Origin of the sequence: Streptomyces sp. NBC_01497, from assembly GCF_036250695.1 — a bacterium.
Taxonomy (GTDB): Bacteria; Actinomycetota; Actinomycetes; order Streptomycetales; family Streptomycetaceae; genus Streptomyces.
On sequence record NZ_CP109427.1, the window covers coordinates 2,755,393 to 2,774,809 of the forward strand.

Consider the following 19,417-nt stretch of genomic DNA (forward strand, 5'->3'; position numbering starts at 1 on the left):
CGAACAGCCGCCGAGAAAGTGCGTTTGGCATCTATATGGGGTGTATTGGGGTCCAAGAGATCTTGGGCCTGAAGAGGAGGCACTCCATGCGTGGAGCCACACACGCCAAGTGGGCCGCCTGCGCGGTCGCCGTCGCCCTCACGGCAACGGCCTGCGGCGGGGGAGGCAGCAGCGGCGGCGGAGGTGGCAGCGGCGCGAACGGGGTCGTCAGCGCGTCCTGGGGCGATCCGCAGAACCCGCTGGAGCCGGCGAACACCAACGAGGTCCAGGGTGGCAAGGTCCTCGACATGGTCTTCCGGGGGCTCAAGCGCTACGACCCGAAGACGGCGAAGGCGCAGAACTGGCTGGCCCAGTCGATCACCACCAAGGACTCCAGGAACTTCGCGGTCACCGTGAAGAACGGCTGGACCTTCTCCAACGGCGAGAAGGTCACCGCGAAGTCGTTCGTCAATGCCTGGAACTACGGCGCCTACCTGAAGAACAACCAGGTCAACGCGTCCTTCTTCCAGTACATCGACGGATACGACCAGGTGCACCCCACCACCGGGCAGCCCACGGCGAAGACGATGTCCGGGCTGAAGGTCACCGGCCCCCAGACCTTCACGGTGCGCCTCTCGCAGAAGTTCTCCACCTGGCCCGACACCCTCGGCTACGCGGCCTTCTCGCCGCTGCCCGCCGTCTTCTTCTCGAACCACGCGGGGTGGCTCTCCAAGCCCGTCGGCAACGGCCCGTACACGATCAGCAAGTACACCAAGGGCTCGGAGATGCAGCTGCGGGCCTGGAAGACGTACCCCGGCCCGGACAAGGCGAAGAACGGCGGCGTCGACCTGAAGGTCTACACCGACAACAACACCGCCTACACCGACCTGACGGCCGGCAACCTGGACCTGGTGGACGACATCCCGGCGGCCCAGCTCAAGAACGTTCAGGCGGACCTCGGCGGCCGGTACATCAACACCCCCGCCGGCATCATCCAGACGCTCGCCTTCCCGTTCTACGACAAGCGGTGGAACGGCAAGAACTCCGCGGCACTGCGCACCGGGCTCTCGATGGCCATCAACCGGGCCCAGATCACCAAGACCATCTTCAACAACACCCGGACCCCCGCCACGGACTGGACCTCGCCGGTGCTCGGCACGGCGGGCGGTTTCCAGAGCGGGCTGTGCGGCAAGTCCTGCCAGTTCGACCCGGCGCAGGCGCGCAAGCTCATCCAGCAGGGCGGCGGGATCCCGGGCGGCCGGATGACGATCACGTACAACGCCGACACCGGCTCCCACAAGGAGTGGGTGGACGCCACCTGCAACAGCATCAACAACGTGCTGCACAACGACAAGGCCTGCGTCGGCGCCCCGGTCGGCACGTTCGCGGACTTCCGCAGCCAGATCACGCAGCACAAGCTGACCGGGCCGTTCCGTGCCGGCTGGCAGATGGACTACCCGCTCATCCAGGACTTCCTGCAGCCGCTGTACTTCACGAACGCCTCCTCGAACGACGGCAAGTTCTCCAGCCCGCAGTTCGACAAGCTGGTCAACCAGGCCAACGCGGAGACCGACAGGACGAAGGCCGTACAGCTGTTCCAGCAGGCGGAGGGCGTCGTGCGCGACCAGATGGCTGCCATCCCGCTCTGGTACCAGAACGGCAGCGCCGGCTTCTCCGACCGTGTCACCAACGTCGCGCTGAACCCGTTCAGCGTCCCGGTCTACGGCGACATCAAGGTCAAGTGACGGCGCCTCGTCGCACCCGGCCCGGCGCGGTCCTGCGCGCCGGGCCTCCCGTACCGGCGGCCCGGGCGGACCCGCGGGCCCGTGAGGCGGCGGCCCACCGGTCCGCGCACGTGCCCGCACCCCGAACACCCGACGACCCGCGGAGGCCGGCATGGGACGTTATGTGATCCGGCGGCTGCTCCAGATGATCCCCGTGTTCATCGGCACCACGCTGCTGATCTTCGTCATGGTCAACGTCATGGGCGACCCGATCCAGGGCCTGTGCGGCGACAAGGCGTGCGACCCCGCGACGGCGGCCCAGCTGCGCAGCGAGTTCGGCCTCGACAAGCCCCTGTGGCAGCAGTACCTGACCTACATGGGCCATCTGTTCGAAGGCAACTTCGGCACGGCCTTCAACGGACAGCCGGTCATCGACCTGATGGGCGACGCGTTCCCCGTCACCATCCGGCTGACGATCATCGCGATCATCTTCGAGATCATCATCGGCATCGTGCTCGGCGTGCTGACGGGCCTGCGCCGGGGCAGCCCGGCCGACACGACGGTCCTGCTGCTCACGCTCGTGGTGATCTCCGTACCGACCTTCGTCACCGGCCTCGTCGCGCAGCTGCTGTTCGGCGTGAAGTGGAACCTGATCCAGCCCTCGGTCTCCCCCTCCGCGCCGTTCGACGAGCTGATCGTGCCGGGCCTGGTGCTCGCGTCGGTCTCCCTCGCGTACGTCACCCGGCTCACCCGCTCCTCCATCGCGGAGAACCGGCGCTCCGACTACGTGCGCACCGCCACCGCCAAGGGCCTGCCGCGCCACCGGGTGATCGTGCGCCACCTGCTGCGCAACTCGCTGATCCCGGTGGTCACCTTCATCGGTACGGACATCGGCGGCCTGATGGGCGGCGCGATCGTCACGGAGCGGATCTTCAACATCCACGGCGTCGGCTTCCAGCTCTACCAGGGCATCCTGCGGCAGAACTCGCAGACCGTCGTCGGCTTCGTGACGGTGCTGGTGCTGGTCTTCCTGGTCGCCAACCTGCTGGTCGACCTTCTGTACGCCGTTCTCGACCCGAGGATCCGGTATGCCTGAACAACACCCGGGAAACGCGGGCGACGGTGCCATCGCACCCACCGGCGGCGGCGGTGCGATGGACATCGCGACGGAGGGCGCGGGCTCCGGCAACGTACCCGGCGCGCCGGAGGGCGGCGGCGCATCCGGCGAGGCACGCAGCCTCTGGTCGGACGCGTGGCACGACCTGCGCCGCAACCCGGTCTTCATCATCTCGGCGCTGGTGATCCTGTTCCTGATCTTCATCTCGATCTGGCCGCAGGCGATCGCGTCCGGCAATCCGCTGTCCTGCGACCTCGCGAAGTCGCAGGACGGCCCGGAGCCGGGACACCCGTTCGGCTTCAACGGCCAGGGCTGCGACGTCTACACGCGCACGGTCTACGGGGCGCGTGCCTCGGTCACCGTGGGCGTGCTGGCCACCCTGGGCGTGGCGATCGTCGGCACGGTGCTCGGCGGCCTCGCCGGGTTCTACGGCGGGACGGGCGACGCGCTGCTGTCCCGGCTCACCGACATCTTCTTCGGCATCCCGGTGGTGCTCGGCGGCCTGGTGCTGCTGTCCGTCATCACCAACACGACGGTCTGGCCGGTGATCGGCTTCATCGTGCTGCTGGGCTGGCCGCAGCTCTCCCGCATCGCGCGCGGCTCCGTCATCACCATCAAGCAGAACGACTTCGTGCAGGCGGCGCGGGCGCTCGGCGCGTCCAACTCGCGGATGCTGCTGCGGCACATCATGCCGAACGCGATCGCGCCGGTCATCGTCGTCGCGACCATCGCGCTCGGTACGTACATCTCGCTGGAGGCGACGCTCTCCTACCTGGGTGTCGGGCTGAAGCCGCCCACCGTGTCGTGGGGCATCGACATCTCCTCCGCGTCGCCGTACATCCGCAACGCGCCGCACATGCTGCTCTACCCGGCGGGCGCCCTCGCGATCACGGTGCTCGCGTTCATCATGCTGGGCGACGCGGTACGCGACGCCCTCGACCCCAAGCTGCGCTGAGGAGCCCGGCATGCTGCTCGAAGTGCGCGACCTGCACGTGGAGTTCCACACCCGCGAGGGCGTCGCGAAGGCCGTCAACGGTGTCAGTTACGCGGTGGACGCGGGCGAGACGCTCGCAGTGCTCGGCGAGTCAGGTTCCGGCAAGTCCGTCACCGCGCAGGCGATCATGGGCATCCTCGACGTCCCGCCCGGCCGGATCTCCGGCGGCGAGGTCCTCTTCAAGGGCCGCGACCTGCTGAAGCTGAAGGAGGACCAGCGGCGCAAGGTGCGCGGGGCCGAGATGGCGATGATCTTCCAGGACGCGCTGTCGTCGCTCAACCCGGTGCTCACCGTGGGCCAGCAGCTGGGCGAGATGTTCGTGGTGCACCGGGGGATGTCCCGCAAGAACGCGCGCGCGAAGGCCGTCGAGCTGATGGACCGGGTCCGTATCCCGGCCGCCCAGGAGCGGGTCGGGCAGTACCCGCACCAGTTCTCCGGCGGTATGCGCCAGCGCATCATGATCGCCATGGCGCTGGCGCTCGAACCGTCGCTGATCATCGCCGACGAGCCGACGACCGCCCTGGACGTCACCGTGCAGGCGCAGGTGATGGACCTGCTTGCGGAGCTCCAGCGGGAGCTCCACATGGGCCTGATCCTGATCACCCACGACCTCGGGGTGGTCGCGGACGTCGCCGACAAGATCGCCGTGATGTACGCGGGCCGCATCGTGGAGACGGCTCCCGTGCACGACATCTACAAGGCGCCCGCCCACCCGTACACGCGCGGTCTGCTCGACTCGATCCCCCGGCTCGACCAGAAGGGCCAGGACCTCTACGCGATCAAGGGCCTGCCGCCGAACCTGCTGAACATCCCGCCCGGTTGCGCCTTCCACCCGCGCTGCCCGCGCGCGCGGGACGTGTGCACCACGGACGAGCCACCGCTGTACGAGGTGAGCGCGACGCGGCACAGCGCCTGCCACTTCTGGAGGGAGACGCTCGATGACGTCGAGAACTGAGGCCGCGTCGGGGGCGGCGACGGTGCTGGAGGTACGCGACCTCGTCAAGCACTACCCGCTGACGCAGGGTGTCCTCTTCCGGCGGCAGGTCGGCGCGGTGAAGGCCGTCGACGGCGTCTCGTTCGACCTGGCGGCCGGCGAGACGCTCGGCATCGTGGGCGAGTCCGGCTGCGGCAAGTCGACCGTCGCGAAGATGCTCGTGCACCTGGAGGAGCCGACGTCGGGCCGGATCACGTTCAAGGGCGAGGACATCACCAAACTCTCCGCCAAGTCGATGAAGACCGTCCGGCGCAACATCCAGATGGTCTTCCAGGACCCGTACACCTCGCTGAATCCGCGCATGACGGTCGGCGACATCATCGGCGAACCGTACGAGATCCACCCGGAGGTCGCCCCCAAGGGCAGCAGGCGCCGCAAGGTGCAGGACCTGCTGGACGTGGTGGGGCTCAACCCCGAGTACATCAACCGCTATCCGCACCAGTTCTCCGGCGGGCAGCGCCAGCGCATCGGCATCGCGCGGGGGCTCGCGCTCCAGCCCGAGGTGATCGTCGCGGACGAGCCGGTCTCCGCCCTGGACGTGTCGGTGCAGGCGCAGGTCATCAACCTGATGGACCGGCTGCAGAGCGAGTTCGACCTGAGTTACGTCTTCATCGCGCACGACCTGTCGATCGTGCGGCACATCTCGGACCGGATCGCGGTGATGTACCTCGGCAAGATCGTCGAGACCGGCAGGGACACCGAGATCTACGACCATCCCACGCACCCGTACACGCAGGCGCTGCTGTCGGCGGTGCCGCTGCCGGACCCGACGGGGCGTGAGCACCGGGAGCGGATCCTGCTCCAGGGAGACGTGCCCTCCCCGGCGAACCCGCCGTCCGGCTGCCACTTCCGTACGCGCTGCTGGAAGGCCCAGGAGATCTGCGCCCAGCAGGAGCCGCCGCTCGCCGTGCCTGCCTGGTTCCGCGAGGGGGGCGGGCCGACGGCGCACCCGTCGGCCTGTCACTTCGCCGAGGAGAAGCGCATCGTGCCGTCGCTCACGAAGCCGCAGGACAGGACAGGCCGCCGGCCCGGGACCGGGCCGCGACCGGGGACCGGGCCCGGAGCCGGCGGGCCCCCCGGGGACGACAGCGGCGGCCCCGGGGACCCGGCCGGCGGCTGACCACCCGCCGGCGGCGGTTCAGGACAGGCCGAGGGACCGCTTGAGGAAGTCGAGCTGGAGGAGCAGCAGGTTCTCCGCGATCTGCTCCTGGGGCGTCATGTGCGTCGCGCCCGTCAGCGGCAGCACCTCGTGCGGCCGGCCCGCCTCCAGCAGCGCCGTGGACAGCCGCAGCGAGTGCGCCACCACCACGTTGTCGTCCGCCAGCCCATGGATGATCATCATCGGCCTGGCGGGCTCGGCCGGCAGCGACAGGCCGGCGTCGGTGATCAGCGAGTTGCGCGCGTACACCTCGGGGTTCTCGGCCGGGTCGCCGAGGTAGCGCTCCTGGTAGTGCGTGTCGTACAGCCGCAGGTCCGTGACGGGCGCGCCGACGACCGCCGCGTGGAAGACGTCCGGCCTGCGCAGCACGGCGAGCGCCGCGAGGAAGCCGCCGCCGGACCAGCCCCGGATGGCGACCCTCGCGAGGTCGAGGGGGAACGTCGCGGCCAGCGCGTGGAGTGCGTCGACCTGGTCCTGAAGGATCACGGCCGCCATCTCGTCCTTGATCGACTTCTCCCACTCGGGGCTGCGGCCCGGGGTGCCCCGGCCGTCGGCGACGACCACCGCGAACCCCTGGTCGGCGAACCACTGGGACGTCAGATGCGCGTGGTGCGAGTTGACCGCGCGCTGCGCGTGCGGGAAGGCGTACGGGTCCAGCAGGACCGGCAGCTTCCCGTCGGACTCCCGGTAGCCGCTCGGCAGCAGCACGGCGCTCGGGATGCGGCGCTCGCCCGCCTCGGTCAGCGTGAAGCGAGCGGTGAGGACGGGCTCCTCGGCGTGCGAGGCGATGGCGAGGGGCGGCCGGCCCTCCCGCAGCACGGCCACGGCGGGGCCGCCGCGGCCGGGACCCGCCGAGCGCAGGACGGTCGTGCCCCCGCCGCGTACCGCCCCGTGCAGTCCCGGCTCCTGCGAGACGCGCCGCACGCCGAGTTCGTTGACCCGGTAGACGTGCACCTCGCCCGTCTCGGGGTCCTTCGCCTCCGGGCCCGCCGACGCGGAGACGAGGATGTCCCGCACGTCGACGTCCAGCACGGCCCGCACGTGCAGCCGCTCCCCCGTCAGGACGCGGTCACCCACCACGAGGACGCGCGCGCCGCCCTCGTCGGCGATCCGGACGAGCCGGCCGTCCGGCGCCCAGGCGGGCACGCCCGGGTACAGCTCCAGCCAGCGCGGGTCCTCGTCCTGATGGACGATGCGGGTCTGGCCGGTCACCGTGTTGACGCCCAGGTACTGGGTGCGCCGCTGGTCCCTCGACTGGACCAGCAGGAGCGGCGCGCCGGCCCCGGACCAGTGCACGCGCGCGAGGTAGGGGAATCGGGCCCGGTCCCACGTGACCTCCGTGCGCTCGCCGGTCAGGCCCGTCAGGAACAGCGTCACCTCGGCGTTGGGCGTACCGGCGGCCGGGTACGACACGGAGGCCGACGGCTTGTCCGGGTGCGCCGGGTCGGAGATCCACCACCGGCGGACCTTCGCGGTGTCGACGCGTGCGACGAGGAGCCGGTCGGACTCGGGCGACCACCAGAAGCCGCGCGTACGGTCCATCTCCTCGGCGGCGACGAACTCGGCGACCCCGTACGCCACCTCGTCCTTCTCGGGGGCGGCCAGCTCCCGGTCGCCGCTCCCGTCGGCCTCGGTGACGCGCAGCGCGCCGCGCGTCACGTACGCGACATGAGCGCCGTCGGGCGAGAGCCGGGGGTCGATGACGGGACCGGGAGCGTCGAGCTCCCGCACCACGGGCTCGGTCAGGGACGCGGTGAACAGACGTCCGGAGAGCGCGAACACGGCGGTCTCCACGGCCTCGTCGACGGCGTACCCGACGACACCACCGGAGCCCTCCCGCACCCTCTCCCGCCGGGCCCGCTCCTGGGCCGACAACTGCTCGGGCGCGCCGCCGAGCAGGGACAGCGGATCGGCCGCGATCCGCTCCTTGGGGCGCTCGCCTGCCGCCAGGTCCACCACCCAGAGCCGGTTCACCCGGTCGGTGCCCGACGAGGACCGCAGGAAGACCACGCGGGTCCCGTCCGGGGAGACGGTGAAGGCACGGGGGGCGCCCAGGGTGAACCTCTGGGTCTTCGCATGCTGTCGCGGGAACGAGAGCTGATCGTTCAAGGTCATGCACCCGAATCTAACGGCCGTGCGCCCCCGTTGTGCTGCTGTGCTCCGATCGATGCGTTGGTACGGATAGTTATGATCCATAGCGGCTGGTGGGTATGAACCACCCGCCGGGCACATGCTGCCCGGGTTTTCCGCCGACCGCTGTCCGTCCGCCGTTTCGCCGGCCGATCCCCCGACCGTTCTCCGCTGACGTCTGTCCCCAGATCTCCTGCCCAAACGCCCTGTGGAGGTGAACCACCGTGGTGCTCTCGATCTCGCTGGCGGTGCTGCTCGTGATCATCGTCATCATGATGATCCGCAAGTCGGGACTGAAGGCGGGGCACGCCATCCTGTGCGCGCTGGCGGGCTTCTTCCTCGCGAGTTCGTCGATCGCCCCGACGATCACCAACCTGACGTCGAGCCTGGCGGGCATGATCGGGAACATCAAGTTCTGACGGCGGGCGGCGCTCGCCCGGGGACGGGCCGGACGGCTGTCGGCGGTGCCTCGTAGGCTGGTGCCATGACCGATCCGTCCGACCGCCGGCTACTGCTCGTCCACGCGCACCCCGACGACGAAACGATCAACAACGGCGCCACCATGGCCAGGTACGCGGCCGAGGGCGCCACCGTGACGCTGGTGACCTGCACCCTCGGCGAGGAGGGCGAGGTCATCCCGCCGGAGATCGCCCATCTCGCGGCCGACCGGGACGACGCCCTCGGCCCGCACCGGATCGGCGAACTGGCCGGGGCGATGAAGGCGCTCGGCGTCAGCGACCACCGCTTCCTGGGCGGTCCCGGCCGGTTCCGGGACTCCGGGATGATGGGCCTCCCGCAGAACGAGAGGGAGAACGCCTTCTGGCACACGGACCTCGACGTGTCCGCTCCCTACCTCGTGGAGGTCGTGCGCTCGTTGCGGCCCCAGGTCCTCGTCACGTACGACGAGAACGGCGGGTACGGGCACCCCGACCACATCCAGGCCCACCGGGTCGCGATGCGCGCGGCGGAGCTCGCGGCCGACGCCGCGTACCGCCCCGATCTCGGCCCGGCGCACACGATCGCCAAGGTCTACTGGAACCGGGTGCCGCGCTCCGCGGCCGAGGAGGGTTTCGGGCGGCTGCGCGCGAGCGGGGTGCGGTTCCCCGGTGTGGCGGATGTGACGGACGTGCCGGGCGTGGTGGACGACGATGTGATCAGCGCCGCGATCGACGGCTCCGCGTTCGCCGCGGCCAAGACGGAGGCGATGCGGGCACACGCCTCGCAGATCGCGGTGGACGGCCCGTTCTTCGCGCTCTCCAACGACCTCGGCCAGCCGCTGTTCACGACGGAGTTCTACGAGTTGGCGCGCGGGACGGCGGGGGCCCCGCCCGGCGAGTGGGAGAGCGACCTGTTCGCGGGGATCCCGGGCCTTGGCGGGACTCCGCTGGCCGGGGAGGCCGCCGCATGAGCGGCTCGCAGTCCGGCTTCGACATGACGAAGCCCATCGGAGCGGGACGTATCGCGGCCTGCGTCGGGCTCCTCGTCCTCGGCGCGGCGGTCGGCGTCGCGGGCGCGCTGGTGCAGGGCGGGCTCTTCCCCGGCGGGCTGCTTCTCGCACTGCTCGCGACGGCCGCCGTCTTCCTCGGCGGACGGCGCGCCACCCGCAGTCAGTTGGGGCTCGGTGCGGCGGTCGCGGGGTGGCTGGTTTCCGTTATTCTGCTCAGCATGGGCCGCCCGGAGGGTGACGGTGTGTTCGCCGCCGGCATCGGGCCGCTCGTCTACCTGCTCGGCGGGATGGTGATCGCTGTGATCTGCGCCACCGTCTCTCGCTCCGCCGTCTCCGCCGCGCGGTCGGGGCCCCGCAGCAGGTGAGTTCGTCCTCAGGCCCGGAATTGACCGTATACATACCGTGCCGGACGGAAGGCTTCACGCACGCACCGGGTACACGTCCGCCAGGCCCAGTATGGTGGTGCGCGCTCCGGACCGTCCCCCGGCTTCCGGCACGGGGATCTGCACACGCATATCAGTAAGAACGGGCGGCGGAGCCAACCGGGAGAACCTGCTTTGAGTCGTGAAACTGACAGTTCGCCCTCCGGGCCCCACGGGCGCGGTGGCTCGCCGTATCCGTCGGGGACTCCGCCGTACGGATCGCGCCAGACACCGGGGCTTCAGCAGGACGCCGCCGAGGAGTCCGGTGCACCGGCGAGTCCCCGCCAGGGAGAACCCAGAACCGAGACCACGCTGACCACCCGCATCCGGATCAACATCCCCGGATCGCGGCCGATCCCGCCGGTCGTCGTCCGGACACCGGTCGCGGACAGCGGCGAGGCCACGGACGGGCGCGGCATCGCCGCGCTCGCCGGGGACGACGGCGGCGCCGAGCGTACGGGCTCCACGCCGGTGCCCGGCGCGCCGGCCGTTCCGGCACAGGGCCAGCAGGAACCCGCCGGAGAGCCGTCGCCGCAGCCGGACAAGAAGACGAGCGACTGGTTCGCGCCACGCAAGCCGATGGCGCCGGGCAGCCCCATGGGCCCGGGCGAGGACGCGCCGGACGCCGAGCCGCCCGTCACCGGGGCGTCCCCCGGTGACGCCGGGCACGGCCAGGGGGCGTCCCCCTACGGCGACGCCTATCAGGACCCGTACCCGGCGGACGCGTACCGCGACGGCACCCCCGCGCCGGACGGTCTCGGCGTCCCGCCCTACGGCACTCCCCCGGCACCGGGCGCCGGCGACCAGCCGAGCGGCCCCACGGCGGGACCGGCCACGGGCAGCTCGGCGCTCGGCCGGAACGGCACACTCGGCGGGCAGGGCGGCCCGGTGTCCGCGGGCCCCGGTCACACGCCGCCCTACGGCACGCCGGAGACCGACGGGCGCAGGCCCGACGGCACCCCGGTCCACGGGACGCCCGCGCAGGGCACTGCCCCGGGCGCCGGCGGGCCGCCGCGCATGTCCGACGACACCGCGATCCTTACCCCGCAGCAGCTCGTTCCGGAGCCGGGTGCCCCCGGCACCGCACCGGACGGCAGCCATGTGTCGGGGTCGACGCTCTCCAGCGGGGTCGCGGCCCCGTCGGCCGAGGGTCGCACAGCGCCCTTCCCGGGTTCCGGCGGGCCGGGCGGACGCCCCCGCCCCGACCTGACACCCCGACTCGACGGGCGCCCCGGGACCGGCCAGGACTCCGGCGGCCCCGGGGCCGGCCCGACCGGTCGGCCTGCGGCACCTGCCGCCGCGGCGCCCGCGGCCAAGCCCGCGACCGCCAGGCCCGCGAAGAAGAAGGGCCGTTCCAAGCTGGTCCTCGCGGTGGTGGCGGTGCTCGTGGTGGGCGGTGGCCTGTACGGGGCGGGCCTGGTGATGAACCACGCGGACGTGCCGAAGGGCACCACCGTGCTCGGTATCGACATCGGCGGCAGTACGAAGGACCAGGCGGTGGACACGCTGGAGAAGCGGCTCGGGAGCCGCGCCACGATGCCGCTCAAGCTGACCGTCGGCGGGAAGAGCGAGAACCTCTCGCCGCAGAACGCGGGCCTGACGCTGGACGACCAGGCAACGGCCGAGGCCGCCTCGGGCCCGGACTACAACCCGGTCGACGTGGTCGGTTCGCTGTTCGGCAGGCCGCGTCCCGTCGACCCGGTGATGCCGCTGGACGACGAGAAGCTGACGGCCGCCCTCACCGGGATGGCGCAGTCGCTGGGCTCGGCGCGTGAGGGCACCATCACGTTCGACACGGGCAAGCCGGTCGCCGTGCCCGGCAAGGCGGGCACCGGGCTCGACGTGGAGCGGGCCAAGCAGTCCGTACGGGACGCCTACCGCAACCAGGTGCAGACGGGCCGGCCGGTCGGGGTGACGCTGCCGACCGTTGAGCAGCAGCCGACGATCAGCCAGGCGGAGCTCGACCGGGCGATGAACGACTTCGCGAAGCCCGCGCTGTCCGGCCTCGTCACCATCAAGGCGGCCAACGGCGCGGCGGTCCCGTTCGGCCCCGTGTCCCTGCCGAAGATCCTGTCGATGAAGGCGGTCGACGGGAAGCTGGTGGACAGCTACGACCTGAAGGCGCTCAAGGAGGCGTACGGCTCCCAGTTCGACGGGGTGAAGGTCAAGCGGGCCGACGGCTCCAGCACGGCGGTCACGCCGCAGGACGTCGCCGACCAGCTGCGGGTGGCGCTGCGCGGCAAGAGCGCGGACCAGCGGGTCCGTGAGATCGGCGCGAAGACGACGGGACTGACCGGCTGACCGTACGGGCCACGCGCTCCGGCGGGCTCCCGCGGGACCGCGGCTCCACCCGGCACCCGGCCGGACACGGCCGCAAGGACCGGCGGACGGCCACGGCGTCACCGACCCGGCATGACATCCGTCATGCCGGGTCGGCCACATTCGGCACTGCCGGAGCGCCCCCGCGGCCCGCAGGATGGAGCCATGAAGTCAACAGCTCCCGCCGCGACGGCGGTGGTCACCTTCGCGAACGTCTCGAAGGCGTACGGCGCGGTCCGCGCCGTGGACAGCCTCACACTCGACCTGCACCCGGGTGAGACGGTGGCGCTGCTCGGGCCCAACGGCGCGGGCAAGTCCTCCACGCTCGATCTGCTCCTCGGGCTGCGCAAGCCCGACACCGGCAACGTGACGGTCTTCGGGACCAGCCCGGCCGGTGCCGTCGCCGCGGGACACGTCGGCGCGATGCTCCAGTCGGGCGGCCTGATGGAGGGTGTGAAGGTCCGCGAGATCGTCCAGCTCGCGTGCGACCTGCATCCGAAGCCGCTTCCGGTGGCGGAGGTGATGGACCGGGCCGGCATCACGCCCATCGCGGACCGTATGGTCGACAAGCTCTCCGGCGGACAGGAGCAGCGCGTCAGGTTCGCGCTCGCGACGGCCGGGGCCAACGACCTGATCGTGCTGGACGAGCCGACCACCGGCATGGATGTCACAGCGCGTCAGGCGTTCTGGTCGACGATGCGGGAACAGGCCGACCAGGGCAGCACGATCCTGTTCGCGACGCACTACCTGGAAGAGGCCGACGCGATCGCCGACCGGGTCCTGGTCCTGCACAGGGGCCGGCTCCTCGCGGACGGCACGGCGGCGGAGATCAAGGCGAAGGCGGGCGCCCGGCGCATCGCGTTCGACCTGGACGGCGAGATCGACGAGGCGCCGCTGCGCGCGCTGCCGTTCCTCACCTCCCTCTCGGTGTCGGGCACGACGGTGCGGCTGCAGTCGCACGACGCGGACGCGACCGTGCACGCGCTGTACGGGCTGGGGGTCTACCCCCGCAACCTGGAGGTCGCCGGGCTCGGTCTTGAGCAGGCGTTCGTGGCCATCACCGAGGCCGAGGAGGCCAGGACCGCATGATGAACCTCGCCTACGGTGCGCTGATCAAGCTGGAGATCACCCGCACCCTGCGCAACAAGAAGTTCATGTTCTTCTCGGTGATCTACCCGGCGGGCCTCTTCCTGGTGATCGCGGGCCCGCAGGACGACACGACGATCGCGGGCACCGGCGGCCTCACGCTCGGCGCGTTCTACATGGTCGCGATGGCGTCCTTCGGAGCGCTGACGGCGGTGCTGATGGGCAACAGCGAACGGATCGCCAAGGAGCGGGAGAAGGGCTGGGTGCGACAGCTGCGGCTGACCGCGCTGCCCGGGCGCGGCTACGTCCTCGCGAAGATCGCGAGTGCGGCGGTGGTCAGTCTCCCGTCGATCATCATCGTGTTCCTGCTCGCGGCAGCCATCAAGCACATCCACCTGGACCTCTGGCAGTGGCTCGCCCTCACGGGCGTGATCTGGGCGGGCAGCCTCTGCTTCGCGGCGCTGGGCGTGGCCATCGGCTACCTGGCCACGGGCGACGCGGTACGGCCGATCACGATGATCATCTACTTCGGCCTGTCGATCCTCGGCGGCCTGTGGCTCCCGACGACGACCTACCCCCAGTGGCTCCAGGACATCACGGTCTGGCTGCCCACCCATGCGTACGCGGGGCTGGGCCAGGCCATCGAGCTCGGCGGCGCCCCGCACGCGAAGGACGTGGCCATCATGATCGGCTACTTCCTCCTCTTCTCCACAGGCGCCGCGTGGCTGTACCGGAAGGACACCAGGAAGGCGTGAGCGAGCAGCGGACCACGGGCGGCGTCCCGCCGTACGACGCCCGTGAGGTGCCCATCGGACGGCCGCCGGAGAACCGCCGCCAGGCGCTGATCAAGCTGATGTGGACGGGCATCTGGCTCGCCTACCTCGGGGCGCCCGCGGCCGATCTCGACAGCGGCGGCCACACGTGGTGGGCCGTGGTCCTCGGCTCGTGCGGCCTGGTGGCGTTCGTGGGCGCGTACCTCGCCCTGGTCTTCCGCTACACGCGTCGCTCCCTCGACCCGGGCCGGGTCCTGGCGCTGCTCGCGGTCACCTTCGCCATCGCGCTCTGCCTGGCGCTGACCATGGGCTCGCCGTGGCTGGTGCTCTTCGTGTACGTGGCGGTGTCGGCGGGCGCCGCCCTGCCGATCCGGCAGAGCGCGGTGGCCATCCCGTCCACGGTCGCCGTGATGGTGCTGATCGGGTTCCAGACACAGAACGGCTCCGGTTTCGTGGTGTCGCTGGTCTTCCCCGCACTGCTCGGCGGCTTCGCGATGGTGGGGGTGAGCCAACTCGTGCGCACGATGGTCGAACTGCGCGAGGCGCGCGCCACGGTCGCCACGCTCGCCGCGAACGAGGAACGCCTGCGGATGGCTCGTGACCTGCACGACCTGCTCGGCCACTCCCTCTCGCTGATCACGCTCAAGAGCGAACTGGCGGGCCGGATGCTGCCCGGCCTCCCCGAGCGGGCCGCCGAGCAGGTCAGGGACATCGAGCGGGTGAGCAGGCAGGCCCTCACCGACGTACGGGAGGCGGTCAGCGGATATCGCAGGCTGACGCTCTCCGGTGAACTGGCGGGCGCCCGGACGACGCTCGCGGTGGCCGGGATCGCGGCGACGCTGCCCGCGGAGGTTCCCGAGGATCTGCCCGGCACGCTCGGCAGCGGGTCCGAGGAAGCGCTCGCGTGGTCACTGCGGGAGGCCGTCACCAATGTCGTACGGCACAGCGGAGCCAGGCACTGCGAGATCGCGCTGGCACCGCGCCAGACGCTGGACGGGCTGTTCCTCCAGCTCAGCGTCGAGGACGACGGCCGGGGTGTCGCGGCCGCACCGAGGGGCAACGGCCTGACGGGGCTGGGTGAACGGCTCGACACGGCGGGCGGGACGCTGGACCTGCGGTCGTCCCGCTCGGGCCTGACGCTGATGATGCGCGTCCCGCTGGCCCCGCCGGCCGAAGCGGTCTGACAGGATCCGGGGCATGAGCGAGCAGATCCGGATCCTCCTCGCCGAGGACCAGTCCATGGTCCGCGAGGCCCTCGCGGCACTGCTCGGGCTGGAGGGCGACATGGACGTGGTCGCCCAGGTCGCGCGGGGCGACGAGGTGGTCGCCGCGGCCCGCGAGCACGGGGTGGACGTCGCGCTGCTGGACATCGAGATGCCGGGGATGACGGGCATCGAGGCGGCGGCCCGGCTGACGGCGGAGCTGCCGTCGGTGCGGGTGGTGGTGCTGACGACGTTCGGCAGACCCGGATATCTGCGCCGGGCCATGGAGGCGGGCGCCCTGGCGTTCCTCGTGAAGGACGCGCCGGCGGCTCAACTCGCCCAGGCGGTACGCAGGGTGCTCGCCGGGGAGCGGGTCATCGACCCCACCCTGGCGGCCGCGGCGCTGGCCGAGGGGGCGAACCCGCTGACGGACCGTGAGCGTGAGGTGCTGGCCGCGGCGGCGGACGGGTCGAGCAACGCGGAACTGGCGCGGACCCTGCACCTGTCGCAGGGCACGGTACGCAACTACCTCTCGACGGCGATCCAGAAGCTGGCGGTACGCAACAGGGCGGAGGCCGTCCGCACGGCCACCGACAAGGGCTGGCTCTGACGGTCCACCGGGGACCTCGTGGCAGGGCTGCCGCCCTTCGCGCAGGGTTCGGCGTCGCCTCGGGGTCCCGGCGGCACGGCCGACGGCACGGCACCGGACGCCGGCCGGCCCCGGCCCGGCACCGGCACCGGCACCGGCGACCAAGCCGGCATCGCGAACGCACCTCGCGCACCCCGAGAGGGACCGCCGCGCTCCCCGGCAGCACGACGGCCCCGCTCCCCCGGTGACCGGGGCGGCGGGGCCGTACGCGCGTGCGGTGTCAGCTGTGCCCGAGGTCCTTCTCCAGCGAACGCAGGGCCGGGTCCATGACCACGTCCCCCTCGCGGTCCGCGGCGGAGGTGGTCGGGTCCTCCGGGAAGTGGCAGGCCGTCAGGTGGCCTTCCTTGTTGCCGCTGATCTGCAGCAGCGGCGGCTCCTCGGTGGCGCACTTGTCCTGCGCCTTCCAGCAGCGGGTGCGGAACCGGCAGCCGGACGGCGGCATGATCGGCGACGGGACGTCACCGACCAGCCGGATGCGCTCGCGCTGCTGCGCGTCGATGTCCGTCTCCGGCACCGCCGACAGCAGGGCGTGGGTGTACGGGTGACGGGGGCCGTTGTACAGCGTGTCCCGGTCGGCGAGCTCGACGACCTTGCCGAGGTACATCACCGCGACGCGCTGCGAGAAGTGCCGCACGATCGACAGGTCGTGGGCGATGAAGACGAACGCGATACCGCGCTCCCGCTGGAGCTCCTGGAGCAGGTTGACCACCTGCGCCTGGATCGACACGTCGAGCGCGGAGACCGGCTCGTCGGCGATGATCAGCTTCGGCTCCAGGGCGAGCGCCCTGGCGACCCCGATGCGCTGCCGCTGGCCGCCCGAGAACTCGTGCGGGAAGCGGTTGTAGTGCTCCGGGTTCAGACCCACGGTCTCCAGCAGCTCCCGCACCCTGACCTCACGGCCACCGGGTGGGTTGATGTTGTTGATCTCCATCGGGCCGGCAATGATCTTGCCGACCGTCTGGCGCGGGTTGAGGGACGCGTACGGGTCCTGGAAGATCATCTGGATCTCGGACCTGATCGGCGCGAGTTCCTTGCGGCCCGCGTGCGTGATGTCGCGGCCCTCGTAGGTGATCGTCCCGGCCGTCGGCTCCAGGAGCCGTGTCAGCATCCTGCCGGTCGTCGACTTGCCGCAGCCGGACTCCCCCACCAGGCCGAGGCTCTCGCCGGCGAAGACGTCCAGGCTGACGCCGTCCACGGCCTGGACCGCGCCGACCTGCCGCTTGAAGGGAAACCCGCCGTAGATCGGGAAGTGCTTGGTCAGGCCCTTGACTTCGAGCAGAGGCCTGCCCTTTGCCGGTGCGGCCTTGTCGGTGACCGCCGTGGTCGTCTTGTTCTCGCTCATGGTGATAGCCCCAGTCGCCGGTACGTCAGCCCAGCCGGGGCTGAATCTTCTCTATGAACACTTCACGCTTCTGCTCCCCCGTGAGGTGGCAGGCGGAACCGCGCCCCGTGGGAAGCGCGGGCCGCTCACTGGAGCAGCGCCCTCCCCCGACCAGGTCGACGAACTCGCACCGCGGGTGGAACGGGCAGCCGGACGGCGGGTTGAGCAGGCTGGGCGGGGATCCGGGAATGGGCCGCAGCGGCTCGTCCACGTCGCCGGTCAGACCCGGCATGGAGGACAGCAGACCCCAGGTGTACGGGTGCTGCGGCGACTTCAGGACCTCGCGCGTCGTGCCGCGCTCGACGGCACGCCCCGCGTACATCACCAGGATGTCGTCGGCCGTGTTGGCGACGACGCCGAGGTCGTGGGTGATCAGGATGATCGCCGAACCGAACTCCTGCTGCAGATCCTTGAGCAGGTCGAGGATCTGCGCCTGGACCGTCACGTCGAGCGCCGTGGTGGGCTCGTCCGCGATCAGCAGCGCCGGATTGCACACCAGCGACATGGCAATCATCGCACGCTGGCGCATACCGCCGGAGAACTGGTGCGGGTAGTCGTCGACGCGGTTCTTCGGGTCGGGGATGCCGACCTTGCCCAGCATCTCGATCGCCCGCGCGCGGGCCTCCGCCTTGGACGCTCCCGTGTGCTTGCGGAACGGCTCGGCGATCTGCCGGCCCACCGTGTAGTACGGGGAGAGCGCGGTCAGCGCGTCCTGGAAGATCATCGCGATCTTGTTGCCGCGCAGCGCTTCGAGCTGCCTGCGCGACAGGTCGGTGACGTCCTGGCCGTCGACCCAGATCTCGCCCTCGACCGTGGTGGTCTCGGGCGCGTGCAGGCCGAGGATGGACAGGTTGGTCACCGACTTGCCGGAGCCCGACTCGCCCACGATGCCCAGCGTCTTGCCGCGCTCGACTTCGAAGGAGAGCCCGTTCACGGCCTTGACGATGCCGCCCTCGGTGGAGAAGCGCACGTTGAGGTCGCGCACCGACAGGAAGGCGTCGGACGCGGTCGGCACCGGAGCGCCCTCGGGCTTGGTGAGTGTGGTCACTGTCGTTACTCCTAGGACAGCCGTACGCGCGGGTCGATGAGCGCGTAGCACGCGTCCACGACGATGTTGCACAGCAGGATGAAGGCGGAGCTGAACAGCATCACACCCAGGGTCGTGGGCAGGTCCTTCTGGATCACCGAGTCACGGGCGAGCCTGCCGACGCCGGCGAGGTCGAAGGTGACCTCGGTGACGATGCCACCGCCGAACAGGGCGCCGATGTCGATACCGAGGATCGTGATGATCGGGATCAGTGAACCGCGCCAGGCGTACCGGAAGAACACGTACTTCGCGGACATGCCCTTGGCGCGGGCCGCCCGTACGTGCTCCTCCTGGAGCTGCTCGATCATCGAGGAGCGTGACATACGGGTGTACTGCGCCGTGAAGATCGTCGCCATGACCGCCCAGGGGATGATCAGCCCCGTGAACCAGGCGACCGGATTCTCGGTGATCGGCGTGTACGAGGGTTTGTCGAGCCAGCCGGTGGAGAACACCAGCGCGAGCATCACCAGCGGGCCGAGGAAGTAGATCTGGAACGAACTGAGCACCAGCGAGCCGCCGCTGAACACCTTGTCGACCAGGCTGCCCTTCTTCCAGGCGGCCAGCATGCCGGCACCGAGGCCGACAACCAGGAAGACGGCCGCGCCGCCGACCATCAGGGAGAGCGTCAGCGGGAAGCGGTCGAGGATCGTCGACCAGACGTTCTGGCCGTTCGCGAAGGAGATGCCGAGGCACGGCGCGGGGCAGTGGCTGCCGCCCTGGACGCGTCCCATGACGATGCCCACCACGTAGTGCCAGTACTGGAGGTACACGGGCTGGTCGGTGCCGAGGTTCCTGCGGACAATCGCCAGCGCGTCCGGGGTGCAGTTCTTGCCGCACGCCAGCGTCGCCGGGTCCTGCGGGATGGCGAAGAACATGAAGTACGTGATCGCACTGATCAATATGAGGATCAGGACGGCGCCGAACGTCCGGCGAATGAGGAATTGAAGCATGGCT

17 protein-coding genes are annotated in these 19,417 nt (G+C 70.8%); 13 read left to right on the plus strand and 4 right to left on the minus strand.

Annotated features, from left to right (window positions below):
- Positions 1-86 precede the first annotated feature (86 nt).
- From OG310_RS11700 to OG310_RS11720, 5 genes are all read left to right on the plus strand, one after another.
- A complete protein-coding gene (locus tag OG310_RS11700; protein WP_329455817.1) occupies positions 87-1,724 on the plus strand; it encodes a peptide ABC transporter substrate-binding protein in 1,638 nt (545 codons plus the stop codon).
- Positions 1,725-1,875: 151 nt separating this feature from the next.
- Positions 1,876-2,799 carry an ABC transporter permease gene (locus OG310_RS11705; protein ID WP_329455818.1) on the plus strand — a complete coding sequence of 308 codons (924 nt, stop codon included), beginning with the start codon at positions 1,876-1,878 and terminating at the stop codon, positions 2,797-2,799.
- The gene (locus OG310_RS11710; protein ID WP_329455819.1) at positions 2,792-3,775 is read left to right on the plus strand and encodes an ABC transporter permease; all 984 of its coding nucleotides are present in this window, start codon (positions 2,792-2,794) and stop codon (positions 3,773-3,775) included. The genes OG310_RS11705 and OG310_RS11710 overlap by 8 nt, the downstream gene beginning before the upstream one ends.
- Before the next feature lie 10 nt (positions 3,776-3,785).
- Complete coding sequence (locus tag OG310_RS11715; protein ID WP_329455820.1) at positions 3,786-4,769, plus strand: ABC transporter ATP-binding protein; 984 nt, start codon at positions 3,786-3,788, stop codon at positions 4,767-4,769.
- Positions 4,753-5,928, plus strand: coding sequence for an ABC transporter ATP-binding protein (locus OG310_RS11720; RefSeq protein ID WP_329455821.1), 1,176 nt, complete (start codon positions 4,753-4,755; stop codon positions 5,926-5,928). The genes OG310_RS11715 and OG310_RS11720 overlap by 17 nt, the downstream gene beginning before the upstream one ends.
- Positions 5,929-5,946: 18 nt before the next feature.
- On the opposite strand, the gene OG310_RS11725 is transcribed toward OG310_RS11720, so the two are convergent.
- Complete coding sequence (locus OG310_RS11725) at positions 5,947-8,082, minus strand: S9 family peptidase (protein WP_329455822.1); 2,136 nt, start codon at positions 8,080-8,082, stop codon at positions 5,947-5,949.
- A 239-nt stretch (positions 8,083-8,321) separates the two neighbouring features.
- Here OG310_RS11725 and OG310_RS11730 point away from each other — a divergent pair, with 239 nt between their 5' ends.
- The 8 genes from OG310_RS11730 to OG310_RS11765 all read left to right on the plus strand — a co-directional run bounded on the left by OG310_RS11730 (position 8,322) and on the right by OG310_RS11765 (position 15,956).
- Positions 8,322-8,516 (plus strand): DUF2304 family protein, encoded by a 195-nt coding sequence (locus OG310_RS11730; RefSeq protein ID WP_329455823.1) that lies wholly within the window; start codon positions 8,322-8,324, stop codon positions 8,514-8,516.
- 65 nt (positions 8,517-8,581) lie between these two features.
- Positions 8,582-9,505, plus strand: a complete 924-nt coding sequence (gene mshB / locus OG310_RS11735; protein WP_329455824.1) for an N-acetyl-1-D-myo-inositol-2-amino-2-deoxy-alpha-D-glucopyranoside deacetylase — start codon at positions 8,582-8,584, stop codon at positions 9,503-9,505.
- A complete protein-coding gene (locus OG310_RS11740) occupies positions 9,502-9,909 on the plus strand; it encodes a DUF6113 family protein (RefSeq protein WP_329455825.1) in 408 nt (135 codons plus the stop codon). The genes mshB and OG310_RS11740 overlap by 4 nt, the downstream gene beginning before the upstream one ends.
- Positions 9,910-10,101: 192 nt before the next feature.
- On the plus strand, positions 10,102-12,267 hold the full coding sequence (locus OG310_RS11745; protein ID WP_329455826.1) for a hypothetical protein: 2,166 nt from the start codon (positions 10,102-10,104) through the stop codon (positions 12,265-12,267).
- 183 nt (positions 12,268-12,450) lie between these two features.
- The gene (locus tag OG310_RS11750; protein ID WP_329455827.1) at positions 12,451-13,374 is read left to right on the plus strand and encodes an ABC transporter ATP-binding protein; all 924 of its coding nucleotides are present in this window, start codon (positions 12,451-12,453) and stop codon (positions 13,372-13,374) included.
- Entirely contained in the window at positions 13,371-14,126 is a 756-nt protein-coding gene (locus OG310_RS11755) for an ABC transporter permease (RefSeq protein ID WP_329455828.1), read from the plus strand. Before OG310_RS11750 ends, OG310_RS11755 begins: the two co-directional genes overlap by 4 nt.
- Positions 14,127-14,224: 98 nt before the next feature.
- Positions 14,225-15,328 carry a sensor histidine kinase gene (locus tag OG310_RS11760; RefSeq protein ID WP_329460134.1) on the plus strand — a complete coding sequence of 368 codons (1,104 nt, stop codon included), beginning with the start codon at positions 14,225-14,227 and terminating at the stop codon, positions 15,326-15,328.
- Positions 15,329-15,341: 13 nt separating this feature from the next.
- On the plus strand, positions 15,342-15,956 hold the full coding sequence (locus tag OG310_RS11765; RefSeq protein ID WP_329455829.1) for a response regulator transcription factor: 615 nt from the start codon (positions 15,342-15,344) through the stop codon (positions 15,954-15,956).
- 259 nt (positions 15,957-16,215) lie between these two features.
- Here OG310_RS11765 and OG310_RS11770 read toward each other — a convergent pair whose 3' ends face one another.
- The 3 genes from OG310_RS11770 to OG310_RS11780 are packed head-to-tail and all read right to left on the minus strand — an operon-like array spanning position 16,216 to position 19,413.
- Positions 16,216-17,337 (minus strand): ABC transporter ATP-binding protein, encoded by a 1,122-nt coding sequence (locus tag OG310_RS11770; protein ID WP_329455830.1) that lies wholly within the window; start codon positions 17,335-17,337, stop codon positions 16,216-16,218.
- Between the two features lie 25 nt (positions 17,338-17,362).
- Positions 17,363-18,424 (minus strand): ABC transporter ATP-binding protein, encoded by a 1,062-nt coding sequence (locus OG310_RS11775; protein ID WP_329455831.1) that lies wholly within the window; start codon positions 18,422-18,424, stop codon positions 17,363-17,365.
- 11 nt (positions 18,425-18,435) lie between these two features.
- Positions 18,436-19,413: an ABC transporter permease gene (locus OG310_RS11780; protein ID WP_329455832.1), complete on the minus strand. Its 978-nt coding sequence runs from the start codon at positions 19,411-19,413 to the stop codon at positions 18,436-18,438.
- Positions 19,414-19,417 lie beyond the last annotated feature (4 nt).